At 58.0% G+C, this 14,533-nt stretch carries 12 protein-coding genes, 3 tRNA genes and 1 pseudogene; 8 read left to right on the top strand and 8 right to left on the bottom strand.

The features are described from left to right. Positions 1-6: 6 nt before the first annotated feature. The 3 genes and pseudogenes from DIE11_RS17765 to DIE11_RS17755 all read left to right on the top strand — a co-directional run bounded on the left by DIE11_RS17765 (position 7) and on the right by DIE11_RS17755 (position 1,215). Positions 7-93: transfer RNA gene (locus DIE11_RS17765), tRNA-Leu, on the top strand. A gap of 183 nt (positions 94-276) precedes the next feature. Beyond that, positions 277-1,015 (top strand): annotated as a pseudogene (locus DIE11_RS17760) (hypothetical protein). A 113-nt stretch (positions 1,016-1,128) separates the two neighbouring features. After that, positions 1,129-1,215: transfer RNA gene (locus tag DIE11_RS17755), tRNA-Leu, on the top strand. A 340-nt stretch (positions 1,216-1,555) separates the two neighbouring features. On the opposite strand, the gene DIE11_RS17750 is transcribed toward DIE11_RS17755, so the two are convergent. Beyond that, complete coding sequence (locus tag DIE11_RS17750; RefSeq protein ID WP_059532936.1) at positions 1,556-2,119, bottom strand: flavodoxin family protein; 564 nt, start codon at positions 2,117-2,119, stop codon at positions 1,556-1,558. 432 nt (positions 2,120-2,551) lie between these two features. Between DIE11_RS17750 and DIE11_RS17745 the strand changes: the two genes are divergently transcribed. Next, positions 2,552-2,638: transfer RNA gene (locus DIE11_RS17745), tRNA-Leu, on the top strand. Between the two features lie 190 nt (positions 2,639-2,828). Then, positions 2,829-4,064 carry a phage integrase central domain-containing protein gene (locus DIE11_RS17740; protein WP_124625975.1) on the top strand — a complete coding sequence of 412 codons (1,236 nt, stop codon included), beginning with the start codon at positions 2,829-2,831 and terminating at the stop codon, positions 4,062-4,064. A gap of 239 nt (positions 4,065-4,303) precedes the next feature. Here DIE11_RS17740 and DIE11_RS17735 read toward each other — a convergent pair whose 3' ends face one another. The 7 genes from DIE11_RS17735 to DIE11_RS17705 form a co-directional block, all read right to left on the bottom strand. Then, positions 4,304-4,705: an immunity protein YezG family protein gene (locus DIE11_RS17735; RefSeq protein WP_124625973.1), complete on the bottom strand. Its 402-nt coding sequence runs from the start codon at positions 4,703-4,705 to the stop codon at positions 4,304-4,306. A gap of 115 nt (positions 4,706-4,820) precedes the next feature. After that, positions 4,821-5,075: an Imm70 family immunity protein gene (locus DIE11_RS17730; RefSeq protein WP_124625971.1), complete on the bottom strand. Its 255-nt coding sequence runs from the start codon at positions 5,073-5,075 to the stop codon at positions 4,821-4,823. 34 nt (positions 5,076-5,109) lie between these two features. Then, entirely contained in the window at positions 5,110-5,469 is a 360-nt protein-coding gene (locus DIE11_RS17725) for a hypothetical protein (RefSeq protein ID WP_124625969.1), read from the bottom strand. Between the two features lie 34 nt (positions 5,470-5,503). Beyond that, the gene (locus tag DIE11_RS17720) at positions 5,504-6,013 is read right to left on the bottom strand and encodes an SMI1/KNR4 family protein (protein WP_124625967.1); all 510 of its coding nucleotides are present in this window, start codon (positions 6,011-6,013) and stop codon (positions 5,504-5,506) included. Positions 6,014-6,020: 7 nt separating this feature from the next. Next, entirely contained in the window at positions 6,021-7,778 is a 1,758-nt protein-coding gene (locus DIE11_RS17715; RefSeq protein ID WP_124625965.1) for a PAAR-like domain-containing protein, read from the bottom strand. Continuing rightward, entirely contained in the window at positions 7,771-9,114 is a 1,344-nt protein-coding gene (locus DIE11_RS17710) for a DUF2169 domain-containing protein (protein WP_124625963.1), read from the bottom strand. Before DIE11_RS17710 ends, DIE11_RS17715 begins: the two co-directional genes overlap by 8 nt. A gap of 12 nt (positions 9,115-9,126) precedes the next feature. Further along, positions 9,127-11,232 carry a type VI secretion system Vgr family protein gene (locus tag DIE11_RS17705; protein ID WP_124625961.1) on the bottom strand — a complete coding sequence of 702 codons (2,106 nt, stop codon included), beginning with the start codon at positions 11,230-11,232 and terminating at the stop codon, positions 9,127-9,129. 160 nt (positions 11,233-11,392) lie between these two features. Here DIE11_RS17705 and tssF point away from each other — a divergent pair, with 160 nt between their 5' ends. From tssF to DIE11_RS17690, 3 genes are all read left to right on the top strand, one after another. Next, a complete protein-coding gene (gene tssF, locus DIE11_RS17700) occupies positions 11,393-13,267 on the top strand; it encodes a type VI secretion system baseplate subunit TssF (protein ID WP_124625959.1) in 1,875 nt (624 codons plus the stop codon). Between the two features lie 124 nt (positions 13,268-13,391). Continuing rightward, a complete protein-coding gene (locus DIE11_RS17695; protein ID WP_124625957.1) occupies positions 13,392-13,799 on the top strand; it encodes a DUF3592 domain-containing protein in 408 nt (135 codons plus the stop codon). A gap of 39 nt (positions 13,800-13,838) precedes the next feature. Then, positions 13,839-14,435 (top strand): hypothetical protein, encoded by a 597-nt coding sequence (locus tag DIE11_RS17690; RefSeq protein WP_124625956.1) that lies wholly within the window; start codon positions 13,839-13,841, stop codon positions 14,433-14,435. Positions 14,436-14,533 lie beyond the last annotated feature (98 nt).

Here is a 14,533-nt window from a genome sequence, read left to right as displayed (position 1 = left end):
AAACGTGCCCAGGTGGCGGAATTGGTAGACGCACTAGGTTCAGGTCCTAGCGGTGGCAACACCGTGGAGGTTCGAGTCCTCTCCTGGGCACCATCTGTTTTTGAAAAGGTCGGCTTTATGCCGGCCTTTTTTCATTTCAAGCCTTGCATTACGCGCGCTGGCCGCGCCATATGCCCGTCGTTCCGATCGAAAGCAGCATTGATCGGTTATCGATTGCCCTCCCCGCTGGTACGTCAGCCGCCTTGCTTTCAACGAATCCAGCGAGGAACACGGCCCATGACGTCGATGACCCGCCGCGCGTTCGCACGCGCGATGCCCGGCCCGCATCCCGGCGCACGCCGAGAACACCCCATCCACGCTGCGCATCGGACATCAAAAATCGTCGATGCTCAAGACGCGCGGCACGCTCGAGCAGTCGCTCGCGCCGCTCGGCCTGCGCGTGTCGCGCCATGAATTCGCAAGCGGCTTGCCACTGACCGAACCGCTCAACGTCGGCGCGGTCGATTTCAGCGCCGACGTGCCCGACACGACTCCCGTCTTCGCACAAGCCGCGCATGCGCGCTTCGTCTTCGTGTACGTCGCGCAGCAAGCGCCGTCACCGAAAGCGCAGGCCATCATCGCCAAACGCGACAGCGCGCTGCCCACGCTTGGCCGATCTCAAGAGCAAGCGCATCGCCGTCACGAAGGCTGTCGGCAGCCGCTACCGGGTGCTTGCCGCCCTCGCACACACAAAGCTTGCCCCCAACGGCGCGGCAATCCACTACCTGACGCCGGCGGACGGCCGCGCGACGTTCGAACGCGGAAGCGTCGATGCATGGATCACGCGGGATCCGTACGTCACATCGGTCGACGCGAATCCCGATGTGCCGATTCCGCAGCCTCTCAGAACTTCGGTGGGCATCAGAACATCGCCGATACGTTCCGCGCAGCAGCTTCGCTGCCTGCCCGCGGCGACACGGCTGAATCGCGGCGCTGGAATTTCGCTGCAAAGCGTGCGGTTCCGATCGGCGCGTGATGCTCCGACCATGCGACGGGCGAAGAAATTTTTATCGCCGTCGCTCGAATTGTATTGACAGACTCTTGAGACACGCTAAAATAGCGGTCTTCGCATCGCAGCAAGCGAAACGTGCCCAGGTGGCGGAATTGGTAGACGCACTAGGTTCAGGTCCTAGCGGTGGCAACACCGTGGAGGTTCGAGTCCTCTCCTGGGCACCACGTATTTAAGAAAGGCCGGCTTTTTAGCCGGCCTTTTTCTTTTTCAGCCTCAGCAGGCGAAGCGCTTCGCGCTCTACGTGAGGGCTCGAAAAGCTGCATTTTCAAGCGCAACTCGGGGGCGCGCCCGCGTTACCAAGCCCCCCCTTCCCGTGCACCATCCGCTTTCCAAAAACGAGCGGCTTATCCCGGCCTTTCGTCATTTCCGACTCAAGCAACGAAGCGGAATCGGGGGCGCGAATTTCGCGATGCCCGGCGAACTCAGCGGACACGCGACAATCACATCGCCCCCCTCACCGATCCAGCAGCCGAACGGCCCATCAAGACCGGCCCGCCGCCGACCTCAGGCGCCGTTCCAGCGTTTCGCGGCAATCGCGACGCGCTCGCCCAGCACTTCCGCCGTCTTGCGATCGCTCTCCAGAATCGCATCGCCGCCCTCGTCTGCATTTGCCTGCGCCATCGCACCGAGGAACGACCCGAGCCGATTCAGATCGTTGACTGAACCCGCACTGCTGTTGTTGCCGGGCATCAGACCGAGGCTGACCCACAGCATCTGATGCTGGGCGGCGAAGACCGCCAGTTGTTGCAACGTCGACAGTTTGTCGCCGCTTTGCGAAGCCGACACCGTGAAACCGGCCGCCAGCTTGTCACGCCACTTGCCCCAATGTTTCGACGATGCGTCCATGAAGCCCTTGAACTGAGCGGACGCACTGCCCATGTAGGTCGGCGAGCCAAAGATGATCGCCTTCGCATCGCGCTCCAGGTACTCCCAGTGTTCGTCGATCGCGTCGACGGGGATCAACTTGACCGACGCGCCGTCGACTTTCTCGACGCCGCGCGCAACTGCGTCGGCAATAACGGCTGCGTGGCCGTAGCCGCTATGAAAAACCACTGCGATTTCTGACATGACGAACTCCTCGGCGCGGATCGTTCCGCAATAAGCGTTACCGCGATAGTAACAGAAAAGATCGAAATACAACCGACTTCGCCCACATGCGCCGCACGCGCCATTGCATGCCGACATCTACATGCACACGGCCCGCCAGGCGAGCGGACAATCGCTGCGATCGCATCCCATAACCGCAGGACAGCGCGCACGACAGGATGCCATCGACAACAATTTCCCTGGCGACACACGTAAGTGTGCATTCGGGAAATTCGCTCGATCCCTTCCGGCAATGATTCCCTCTCACCCGCATCGGTCGGCCACGGCATTCAGACGCGACAAACCAGGCGCGCCCTTTTTTATACCGATCCAAACGATCGTACAAAAATCAGTTGACACGCCCTTCGGGCACGCTATAATTGCGGTCTTTCGCGATGCAGCAAAGCGAAACGTGCCCAGGTGGCGGAATTGGTAGACGCACTAGGTTCAGGTCCTAGCGGTGGCAACATCGTGGAGGTTCGAGTCCTCTCCTGGGCACCATTTAAGCATCCAGAGACTTCCACGGGAGTCTACTGAATACCCCGAAAAGCCCGCCACTGCGGGCTTTTTTGGTTTCTTGGGTTCCAACCTCGTCTGCTGAGAACCATGCCAAGCCAGCGTCAAAGTGGTACATTTTTCGGTACATCGAAAGTTCGAGTTCCAAAAATGTACCACTCCCGAGGTTGGCACCATGGCGCTAACAGCAAGGCAGGTTGAAGCAGCAAAACCAGCGAGCCGCGACTATACCCTCAACGACGGTGACGGACTATACCTCTTCGTCGCGGAGAACGGCGCGAAGTTCTGGCACTTCCGATTCACCCATGCTGGCAAACGCTCGCGCATTTCACTTGGCTTATATCCAAAGCTCTCCCTCCAGCGAGCGCGCGAACTACGCGTAGTAGCCCAGCAGCAACTGAGCAACGGGAAGCGACCAGACGTCTGGGAGAAGTCCGCAAAGCAACGAACGAAGGCAGACGACACATTCGCGGCGACGGCCGAAGCTTGGTATCAGCAGAAAAAAAATGTGGGGCGAGCCGAGCAAACACTTGACAAGTACCGCGCGTACCTCGACAAGGACATCTTGCCCGAACTGGGCAGGAAGCGCCTGTCGGAGATCACCCGTGCAGACTGCACGCGCGTTCAGGAGCGCATAGAAAAACGTGACGCACTAAACGTATCCAAGAAGGTACGTGGATGGCTCCGCGAGATTTTCAGCCATGCTATCGCTCGCGGACAATGCGAGCACAACCCCGCCTCCGAACTGAAAGTCATTGCAAAAGAGGCCCCGAAATCCAAACCCTATCCGCATCTGCTTGAGCCTGAACTGCCGGGCTTTCTACGAGCACTTGATAAATCGACCAGCCGCTTTATACAGCAGGTCGCGGCGTGGATGGCGATACTAACTGCCAGTCGTCCTGGCATGGTTCGTTACGCAGAATGGAGCGAAATTGATCTGGACGCCGCCCGTTGGACGATCGCCGGTGACAAGATGAAGATGCGTCGCGACATCGTCATTCCGCTCCCTACGCAACTGATCGATCTTCTCATAAAACTTCAGCAGAGGACTGGCAATAACCGTTGGCTATTCCCAGGCATCGGCTGGAAAAATGAGGTCATCAGTGAAAATACCATCAATAAGGTATTTTCCCTTATTGGATATAAAGGCCGCATGGTCGGACACGGCACTCGTCATACGGCGAGTACATTGCTCCGTGAGCATGGTTGGGAAAAAGATCATGTTGAAATGCAACTCGCGCATATCGAGCAAGGCACCGCGGGCGACTACAACAAAGCCAAATATTTGGCACAGCGGGCAGCAATGATGCAATGGTATGCCGATTATCTTTATGCGTTAAAGACAATGGAGATAACGCAGAAATTAGAAAATGAATTCAAGGCCCGCGTGAACATCTACTCAAGACAATAGGTGATACGCGGCATGTCCATCAGCTACCCATTGATTGAAGTATCCAAGTCAATCATTCAACCAGATCAACAGCGAATATTCCATACATCGATCTACTATCTCAAATTTAAACCTCTTCGATTGTCACATCGGCACTTTCCCACTTTGCGCATTCGAATACATGAAACAGCGCGCTCAGCAAGCAGAGCCGAGCATCAAACGAGCGACAAGTCGACTCTATTCTGACACGCACCGCCAAATCACTGCCAGTCTATTTTCGCATCTTCCCCGAGGTTCCTCTTGATCCAAGCCTTTCTTCTATCTGAAGCTTGGCCAAAGCCCGAGATATCGTCGTAACTCAGTTCGATGGAAAACTCGCCATCCTCGGACAAATTAAAAGTTGCCCCGGTCCATGCCTCGCGGCCTGCACTCTTGAATAGGTTGCGCAACTCACGAAATTTCGCCTCAAGCGCATCCAAACCGTCGTTTAGATATTGAAAGCGCCCATCCGGCTTTTGATAAAAGATCGCGCAGGAAGAAACATCATTAATCATTTCCACACGTGTTCGCGCAATGCTGAAGTCACCGGGGATGATATCGAAGATCATTTGACCCATCTTAGGGTAAAGGTCGTCTGCGCCGGGGATGATTTCTTGGTTCATAAAAATTCACCAGACTGCCAAATGAAACTATCCAACAGAAATCGCGCATCCACGTCTATGCATTCAGCACGCGTAACCAATGGATACCTCCTTCGACGAGCGATGCACCTCAAATTCAAATCTCTTCGATTGTTACGTCGATATCTCTCTTCTTTGCGCATTCAAACATCTCAAATAATGTATCCAGCAAGTGCTTGATCAACCTGTTTTCTGAAACACACCCATCGTAGAATTCGCCCGAAATCACCGGGAATCGCGTTCCCGCTCCTTCGGGCTCAAGCAAACCCTGAATCGTGGAAAAAAACGAGTTAAAGAAACTGGGCGCACCGATCTCGCTAACAATCGGGCCAACACGAATTCCGATTGACATACATCACCTCAATTCACGTCTCATGCCGAGCGTATCAGACGTAAATGAATTCAACCAAGCTGGTCTCGGGATTGAAATCCACTCTCATAAAGGATTTGGCGTCGTAAAACCATCGATCAATGCCATCGTGGACCGGCCACAACCTGTCTGGCTTACCCAATGCCCGAACCACGTTATCCTTGGTGTAGCCAATTCTAATGCCACGCACGTCACCTGAGAATGGACTCTTTATACGTACAGAATAGACTTTCCCCCCTCTTGAAAAAGCCGTCACCGCTCCGTCGGCCCGTTCAATCGACGTAACAATTTCACTACCGATCCGCTTCGGCTGTGGAGCAGCATTGAGCATCAATGACGCCACCGCCTCCGCTTCGCCCGACAGGGGATAATCCATTTTTTGCCCTTTAGTGTCCGATCACACCGTTCCCTTAAATCGAATCTTTATTCTTCATTGCATCAATGAAGTCAGAAAAAGTATCGAAGAGCAGAGTTATATTATTGAAATTGCTCAAGACGGCCTCCTCCGCAGGCTCTGCGCTTTCATGATTCCAGAAATACACTTTACCGTTGCGCTCCGAGCTTCCGTCACAATCCATCAGATACAAATTACCGCCTGGATCGTCAGCGATAGGCACAAACCCGGCAGGGATATATTCATCTAGATTCTCAATCTGCGTGGGTATGTGTCGATTCTTGCTAGCTGCAAGTGTTGAAAAGTAGGAGACAATCAACGGTCCTATGGGAGTTTCCTGCAAATAGCCTTCGTTAAAGCAACCGCCATTGTATTTTTTCAGGAAAACACGGTAGTCGGACGGGCACGTCAGATTATGTGACGAGAAGAACTCGTCAATCGCCTCATCAGTAGCGCCATCAAACCGCACAGCCGAGTGGCTATGCGTTGAGTACGTCAGATCTCTCATATCATTCACCGTCACCATATTTCACTTATCCACCACCGCCAACAGATACACCGCCAGCATGCGGGAAACCGCCTTCACTCACATTATGGATCGATTGTGGCACGAGCTGCATTGTCTTCTGATCTTCGACGTGGTGCCACGTAAAGCCGTCCGGCGGGTCGCTGCCGCTCAGACCAATCTGCTCGTTGGCCTTTCGGAAATCGCTCGTATGATTGAACTGCATATCGTCAATCTGGACCGATTCCGTGGCATGGGGTGAGAAATCCGGGTACCCCTCCTTGTTGTAGGTGACCTGCACGCCGTCCTTGCGGATGTACGTCACAGAACCATCCTCATGGGTAACAATTTTACCGCCCTTCTTGATCCAGCTGCTCCAGTTAGGCGGATACTTCCATGCGCCTCCAGAGGGTTTAACGCGGACTCCGTCCCCCGAAATATCCGTTAGCTTGTCGAACTCGTCTTTGGGCACGACAGGCGCCTTGGTTCCAGCCGCGCCGTTCGCTGTCTTAGCTCCCGCTGAGGCCGCGTCGTCCACGTCATTGGCAACACCGGCACCGCGACCGAGTTGCGATTCGCCTAGCGTATCTGCTGCCTTGGCGGTATTCGCAAGCTCACCTGTTTTGCCAGCGGCGTTTGCCAGGTCAGCCGTCTCGCCGGCCTTGCCAGCTACGTTTGCAACTTCGCCGACCTTGCCGGCGACGTTGCCCACCTCTCCGGCCTTGCCTACTGCACCAACGCCGCCCGCGAAAAGGCCACCCACATCGACCGCCCCGCGTCCCAGCGCCTCGCCATAGTTGCCCTGGCTCCAAGCCTCCATGTACGGCTTGGTGATGCCGTCAACGATCGCGCCAGGGTGATCGTAGATCGCCTGCGCCGTCTGCCCCAGCGCCTGCTGGGTTTCCGAGTAGCCGTGGTAGACATTCAGTCCGGTGGCATTCGACAGCTCCTCGGCCATCTGCGATGCCGGCGACAGTTTCGCCGCGCCGACGCCGAGGCCGACCAGGCCCTTGCCCATGTCCCACAGGGCACCCCCCGCCCCCTTGAAGAAGCCACCCACCTGATGCATAACGCCCTTGTCAGGCGGCGGATTGGCGTCTCCCACCACGTTGCCGCTCGCATCGACCGAACTACCTGGCGCCGGCGCCGTCACATAGGTGCCTGTACAATTGCCGTTGTTCATCGTGCACGGATCGCCATCGCGAATGATCGGATGGCCACCAGCCCGAACGGTGCTGCTGCCTTTCGTGGGCTTCACCTCGCCCCCAACGGTGCCCGACTTCACGCCGTCAGCCACCCCCGCCTCGTCCCCCGTACATGTCGGGACCACGCTCTGATCGAGCACGTACGCCGGATCACCATTGAAACGGACGGTCGGCACGATACCCGCCGACGTGCTGAGGTCCGCGACCACCGGGTATGGCACCGGCGGTGTCGACCCGCCCATGGGCGTCTTACAAACATCCGGCGTATTGCTGACCGCCTTGAAGCTACCGTTTTTCCGGGAAGCAATGCGATTCCCCGTGGAAAAATGATCGGCCGGCTGAGGTGGCTTTTCCGGCTTGTATCGGCCGGACTCGAACCGTTGCTTGACCGATTGGGCGGCCTCGTCAAAGGTCTCCCGGTCGACGGGACGGCCTCGCTCGCTCCAAGGGTTGGGAGTATTCCAGAGCGCATCGAGGTTGTTCACCGCGTCGCGCGCCTGCTCCACGCTCTGGATATTGAAGTGCTCGCGAAAAACGTCGCCCGCGTCGCCGGTCACTGTCACGATCAGCGGATCAGACATGGCGCGCTCCCGCCGATCCGTTAAGTGCCGCCGGCGATGACGCCGATAATCGGTCCATCGCGGTACGTTCGATGAATCGCGCCTCGAAGCGCTGAACGCGCAGCGACTTCATCAACGTGGCGCGCCATACCAGCGTGACCTTCGGCTTCATCGGGTCCGACAGGTCGACGGAGAGCGTATCCAGCAGGAAGGGAGCGAACTTCAACGCCTCGCTGGTGTATATCCAGCCCATCGGCAAATGCCCCGGCAAGGGGATGCGCAGGAGCGTGCCGCCCTGGGCGTTGACCTTGGCGCCCGGTGTACCCGTAGGCGCCAGATTCGCCAGCACCAGCGTCTCGTTGCCCTTCAGGTGGGGCACCTGCATCGACGGCGGCGCACTGTTCCAGTAGCGAAAGTCGAAATCGGCGGGCAAACCAGGATGCCGCTCGGCAAGCCACTGATCGTCGAAGGTGCCTGCCAGTTCGCGCCGGCCGCGCCAGGCCCGGCCGACCATGCCGAAACCCGCCGGCTGCAAGGCCCGAGAGGTTCCTTCTGCCGAGGCATGCAGCCACGCCTGCGTCGTCAGGGGTTGACCGACCTCCTCGATCTGCGGTGCGGCGATCCGGGTCAACCGGCTGGCCTTCACAAACCATCGTTCGGCGAAACCCATGCCCACCGGATTCGCTTCACACGTGGTATGCGCAACAGGTAAATGGGACTGGTCCGGGTGTCCGGACTGCTGCTGCTCCGTCAGCCGCATGGCTTTGGGTACGCGCCCGGCGGCCTTGTCGTCCGCATTAACCCGGCACTGACCACCCCAGGCATGTTCGTACCGAATGGGCAGCGCCTTGATCGGCTCGGGTGCCGTCAACCGCCAATCCTGGCGACGAACCAGACCGAAGGTCACCAACGCCACCATCTTGCCGGCGGATCGCATGAACGCTGATCGCCGAACGAACGCCCTCGGTCCGTTGATGCGCAAGCGTCGGTCGAGCAAGACGGTGGTGGACGCGAGCCCTGCCTCGCGATCCGTGACGATGGCGGCCGAGATGAGTTGAACACCCGCCTCAAATCGTGGCAACGCCGTGCCCCCGGGTGCATAGGCCGTCGCATGGATGAGTACATCGCAAGCCGGCTTGTAGGGCGCGAGATCGCTCTCTTCGGCCACGCTGGACTGATTGGGCTCTCCGAAAAACCGGTCGGTGGTGGTCAGCGGCGTCTGTTCCTGTGCCAGCACCAGCGCCCCTTCCCGAAGCTCGAACGTCTGTCGAAGGACAACGGTATGAAAGGGCGCGCCATCAATGCCCAGCGACTCAAAGGCCAGCGCCGGGAATGGCGTGAAATTGGAAAACTCCATCACCGTCCCCGGTCAGTTGATGTCGACATCCTTGCCGTTGATCTGGACGGGACCCGAGCCTTCGATAAGCAGTTGCGTGCCACGCAACGTGATGTGCCCGTTGCTCTCCATGATGAATTCCGCACTACCGGTCCTGAACTCGATCCGGTCACCTGCCGTCAAGGTGTAGGTCTTGCCGACCTTGCTCGTTTTCGAGAGTCCGACCTCTTCAGCACTGGCAAGGCCCGCCGCTGTATTGACTGCGCCGACGACGGTAACCGCATAGGCACCGCCCACCGTCAGTGCCTTCGCCAGACCGACCGTCTCCGTCGAGGTCAGTGCGACCACCAGGTTCTCCATGCCTTCGATCGTCTCGGTGCGGTTGCCGCCGACTGTCAGTGTCTCGTTGTTGCCCACCCGCTCCGTGCGATCGACGCCGATCGTGATGGTTTCGTTGTTGTCGACCGTCTCGGTGCGGTCATGGCCGACATGGACCGTCTCGTCGTGATCGACCGTCTTGGATCGATCGTGTCCGACCGAATGCGATTCGTCGTTCTCAACCTCGATGCGCTGGTCCTTCTCCGCGTGAATCCATACCTCTTCCTGACCCTTCCGGTCCTCAAAGCGGATCGCGTTGGCATTTTCCAGCGTGGCCCCTTTGCTCGAACGGGTCAGGATGCCGCTCTGGGTCGCATTCGCCGGCAGTGTCCAAGGCGGCGTGTTCTGCGCGTTGTAGACCCTCGAGATGATGAGGGGCCTATCCGCATCACCGTCGAGAAAAATGACGACCACTTCGTCACCGATCCGCGGAATCTGGATCATCCCGAAGCCTCGGCCCGCCCACGGTTGTCCGACACGCACCCAGCACGAGCTCGACTGGTTCTTCTTGCCCAGGCGATCCCAATGAAACTGGACCTTCACCCGACCTAACGCGTCGGTATAGATTTCCTCGCCCTGCGGTCCCACCACGATCGCGGTCTGCGGGCCAATGATGCTGGGGCGTTCGATGGTGAATGCCGGCCTGTACGGAATCTTCTTGCGAATGCAGGTGAAACTGCACGCATAGTTGGCCGCGCCGTCGCCTGCCTGATAGTTGTTCGACGCCGTGTGCGACACCGCGGTCAGCAGAAACTGCCGGTCTTCCGGTTTGGTGCCCCCGTGATCGTAGTGATCTTCCAGCTGAAAATATCGCCCCGGTGCCATCCGGCGACTCGTCGTCGTCCCGCCGAAAATCTTGCTATGGGCGGCCAACGCTTCGGTCCTGAAGCGAACAAGCTCCTCGCCGCGATCGCTGTCGGGAAATCCGTGCGGCCCGAGGTAGTCGTACACCTCATACGCCGGGACATCGCCCTGGTTCACCTGGCTGCTATTCGACTGAAACCGACGAGCGCCAGGTGCCTTGTAGTCAAAGGTCTTGAGGCCGACATCGCTCGACTCCAGCTGTCGTCGCGCATAAAACGTGGTGATGATGTCGATATCGTCAAGCGCTTCGCCTTTCGAATAAGGCAAAGATGCACTGCGTCCGTCGATAGGTTTGGCTGCTGGCGAGTTGTCGGCAATGATCAGCTTGTGCTCGCCCTTCTTGTGTTCGAAGTAGTAGTACAGGCCGTCTTCCTGCATCAGCCGCTGCACGAAATCGAGATCGGTTTCCTTGTACTGTGTGCAGTAGCTGCGATTCGGCGCCGCCTTAGACAGCCGGAACTCATAAACCGCCAGCTTGCCGTACTGCTGAAACACCTGAGCCAAGATGTCCTCTGTCGTCAGCTCCTGAAATATCCGGATATCACGACGGCGCGATAGCATCCATAGCCACGGCATGATGGTCGCGCCATACAACGCAAATCCACCATCATTGTCCAGATGCGAAAACGACGTGACATAACCATGAAAATAGCGCTCGTCTGAACTGGCTAGCGCAGCGCTTAACTGAAGCGTGATCGTGACAGGCTGTCCGATCATTTTCTTTAGCTCAATGTTGGCGTCTTGAGAGGCAAGGCGCAGGTTGAACTCAAAGCCTTGAGACAACACTTCGGAGCCGTGAAATGTAACTGGAACCAGTTCAGATCGCCCTTTCAATGGCGCATCAATCGTCACGAGACGGTTATTCTGAAGCTGGAAAAAATTTGCAATATCTGACATTTCCTTGAGCGTAGGAACGCCACATACAATAAGGCCTCAATACTACCGTCAGATGATTTTAAAATGTGCTCCTAAGCAAACTTATCGCGTGCTTTTTTATTAGGGTCGGAAATAATCCGAGCCGTTATGCATAACCTTGCAGCAAACGAACGGGGCGTCGATGGAAGAGTTGTTGGTCCACTACGAACACGAGCTGGGTCTGCTCAACCAAAGGCTCGTCGAGTTCGCCGCGCGCTTCCCGAAAATCGCCGCACGCCTAGGTCTGAGTGGGGGCGACACCGACGATCCCCACATCAATCAGTTGCTCCAGACGTTCGCCTTCGAAGCAGCGCACATCGGCACCAAACTGGCCGACGACTACCCCGAGTTCACGGAGGCGTTTCTCGATATCGCGTATCCCGGCTATCTGAGGACCATCCCGTCGTGCGCCATCGCGCGCTTCGAACCGGCGCTGCTTGCCGGCCAGATGACCGAACCATTCACCGTGCCCCGCGGCACATCGCTCGATGCGCGCGTGGCACCCTGCCGATTTCAGACGGTCTACGACGTCGTCCTGTCGCCGCTTCAGATCCATGCGGCCAGGTACATACCGACCACCCTGGCACCGACAACCGCACGGCTTCCCACCGACGCAACGGGCATCATCTCGCTCACGTTCGCCTCGGCGTCATCCTCCGGACAGTTCGACACCGCCCGTCCATCGGATACCATTCGAATTCACCTTTCGGGCGCGCGCACTCTGGTGGCGCCGCTTGCCGACACATTATTGATGCACGCATGCTGCGCATTCGTCGAGGCCGATCACGACGGACACTGGCACCCCCTGTCAAAAGTGCCAGTCAGCGACGTCGGCTATCACGGCGATGAGCAGCTCCTGCCTGAGTCTGGCCAGGCCTCCCACCGCTTTGGCTATCTACTCGAGTTTTTTGCGTTTCCCGAGAAATTCGACTTCATCGATATCGACCTCGGCCGGATGCGTCGCGCGACGCGGCACACCACGCCTCGACGCCTGACCTTGCATATCGCCGTGCGCAACACGCCCCCTGAATCGCACACGGGACAGAGTCTTGCATCGCTCGACGACCAGACATTCCAGCTTTTCTGTACACCGGTCATCAATCTCTTCAAGCGCAGTGCCAAACCTATCCTGCTGACCTCCGGCGTCACCACGTGGCCCATCGTCCCGACGCCCCTTCAAGCGGGGGCCGCACTTGACATCTATTCGATCGACGCGGTGTATCTCGGCGATCAAACCGTCGAGGACAAGCATGAGCAACGCAGCGGCCACCGCCAACCACGCACCGCGATCTATCCGTATCGGGCATTCACCCACAGTCGATCGCATGAGCCGTCCGATGCATGGTGGATTGCATATCGTGATCCCGATGGATCATTGCAACCATTTGGCGAAGCCATGCTGCTGTCACTGGTCGACCTGGACGGGCGCCCCATGCATCCCGCCCGGCCCCAGGTCGATGTCGATACGACCGCCACCAATCGCGACCTCCCATCACAGTTGCCGATTGGCTCGTTGGAGGGCGACTTGCTGGACGAAGGTGCTGCCCTGTCATGCCCGATCACGCTGCTCACGCAGCCGACGTTAAGCGCCAGGTTGCCACGTGGTCAAGGCGCGCTGTGGCGTGTGCTGTGCGCGCTGTCAGCGCACCCGATCGACTTGACAGTAGCCGGTCTCTCTGCGCTCAAAGCCTTCCTCCGATTGCATGTCCCGCGATCCATCAGCCCGGCACATCGCTGCATCGATGCCATCAAACACCTGGACTATCAACCCGTCATGCGATGGATGTCGCTCGACAGTCAATTTCCTTCATTCGTGCGGGGTATAGAAATCCACCTTACCTTCGACGAATCGGCACTGCGCGATGTCAGCCTGCACGCATTGACCCGCACACTCGACCGATTCTTTGCGCCCTATGCGTCCACCAACAGCTATGTGCAACTGGTCGTGCATTCCGCCCAAAGCGGGTTCGAACTCATCCGTCACACGCCACGGCAAGGCACCCGCGCGCTGATCTAGTCCGCGCGCCAAGGCCACTTGCCCGGCCGCGGCACCACCTGGCAGACGACCACGCTCCGGCTCATACTAATTCGCGCAAGTCGCCTCTTGTAGCAAGCACCGATCAGACAGGCAAAGCAAACCCATGGAACGCAATCCAACCGTTCTCCGATACAAGGCCATAGGCTCCGCGTTGGTTGGTGCTTGCATGCTGATCTGCGCAGCATGCGGCATCGCGTCCACACACGCTTTTATTCAAGCCTCCGTCGTCGTTCCGGGCCAGGTGGTCGCCCTGAATGCGGGCCCTCACCACCCTCAAATCAGCTTCGTCACGAAGACAGGAAAAACCATTTCGTATCCGCAAAATGGCTTTGTGACATTGCACGTCGGCGACCCGGTGCAGGTACGCTATCTTCCTCAAGACCCCGAGATCAGTGCGACGCTAAATCAGTTTGGAGCCCTCTACGATACGACGATTTTCCTTATACTCATGGCTAGCTGCTTCCTGGTCGTGGGCGTTGGAGGTCTCATCTGGCCACATCTGGCCTACTAGGAAGCCTTTCACTCAACATCACGCTAACAGGAGTGGCTGATGTTCACCTTACGATCGAGCCGCTGGACATACGCCAACGACTCCACCACGGGCAGCCTGGGTCTGGAAGACTTCGTCGCATCCGGCGGTGCCCTGCCGCTAAAGGATCCTTCGGGCAAGGTGGAGCACTTCTATTACGGCGGGATAGGTGTTGGACTCTCAGCGCGCCTCAAGATTCCAAAGGTGCCATCCATCAAGCTGCCCACGTTCCTGCCGCAAAAAACGACCCTCTCCGAAACGTATTCAGACCCATCCTTTGCCGGGGGAGGTTGCGTTTTCATGACGGCTGCGTTTCCCGGCTCGGAACTGAAGAAGTCAGATATTCAAGGCACCACGCTTTTTATCGACGTCGGCGGCAGCGCCATGTCCGTCGGCGCTAGCGCTGACATCATGCTCCTGGGAATCAATACAGCCCAACTGATGACCGGGGCTACCATGCAAGATGCTGCCTTGGTGGATGAAGCCATTCGGAATGCACCCGCCGTACTGATGTTGTGGGGACTCAACGCGGGCCTTCAGCCAGACGTCCTGAGCTCGGGTGCCTTGCGTGCCGGCCTGGGCGACGGCGCCGGTGTGCTGCTCGGCTACCTCCACTGAATCCGGACCATCCCTCGCCAGTCGCCGTGCATGCGTCACCCCACACGACGCCCGCCTGATCGCGCCGAACGGGACCGCAGGTTCCGCACGAACGCAAA

This window comes from Burkholderia sp. Bp9012 (assembly GCF_003853825.1).
GTDB lineage: Bacteria > Pseudomonadota > Gammaproteobacteria > Burkholderiales > Burkholderiaceae > Burkholderia > Burkholderia diffusa.
Note: the sequence above shows the minus strand (reverse complement) of the source record. Positions and strands in the feature narration are given on the sequence as shown.

What these genes read in the sequence shown, in the direction of transcription:
- DIE11_RS17720 (WP_124625967.1), bottom strand. Translation starts at nt 6,013, where the DNA reads ATGGTGACGGTGAATGATATGAGAGATCTGACGTACTCAACGCATAGC.
- DIE11_RS17715 (WP_124625965.1), bottom strand. Translation starts at nt 7,778, where the DNA reads ATGTCTGATCCGCTGATCGTGACAGTGACCGGCGACGCGGGCGACGTT.
- DIE11_RS17750 (WP_059532936.1), bottom strand. Translation starts at nt 2,119, where the DNA reads ATGTCAGAAATCGCAGTGGTTTTTCATAGCGGCTACGGCCACGCAGCC.
- DIE11_RS17695 (WP_124625957.1), top strand. Translation starts at nt 13,392, where the DNA reads ATGGAACGCAATCCAACCGTTCTCCGATACAAGGCCATAGGCTCCGCG.
- tssF (WP_124625959.1), top strand. Translation starts at nt 11,393, where the DNA reads ATGGAAGAGTTGTTGGTCCACTACGAACACGAGCTGGGTCTGCTCAAC.
- DIE11_RS17705 (WP_124625961.1), bottom strand. Translation starts at nt 11,232, where the DNA reads ATGTCAGATATTGCAAATTTTTTCCAGCTTCAGAATAACCGTCTCGTG.
- DIE11_RS17690 (WP_124625956.1), top strand. Translation starts at nt 13,839, where the DNA reads ATGTTCACCTTACGATCGAGCCGCTGGACATACGCCAACGACTCCACC.
- DIE11_RS17710 (WP_124625963.1), bottom strand. Translation starts at nt 9,114, where the DNA reads ATGGAGTTTTCCAATTTCACGCCATTCCCGGCGCTGGCCTTTGAGTCG.
- DIE11_RS17735 (WP_124625973.1), bottom strand. Translation starts at nt 4,705, where the DNA reads ATGAACCAAGAAATCATCCCCGGCGCAGACGACCTTTACCCTAAGATG.
- DIE11_RS17740 (WP_124625975.1), top strand. Translation starts at nt 2,829, where the DNA reads ATGGCGCTAACAGCAAGGCAGGTTGAAGCAGCAAAACCAGCGAGCCGC.
- DIE11_RS17730 (WP_124625971.1), bottom strand. Translation starts at nt 5,075, where the DNA reads ATGTCAATCGGAATTCGTGTTGGCCCGATTGTTAGCGAGATCGGTGCG.
- DIE11_RS17725 (WP_124625969.1), bottom strand. Translation starts at nt 5,469, where the DNA reads ATGGATTATCCCCTGTCGGGCGAAGCGGAGGCGGTGGCGTCATTGATG.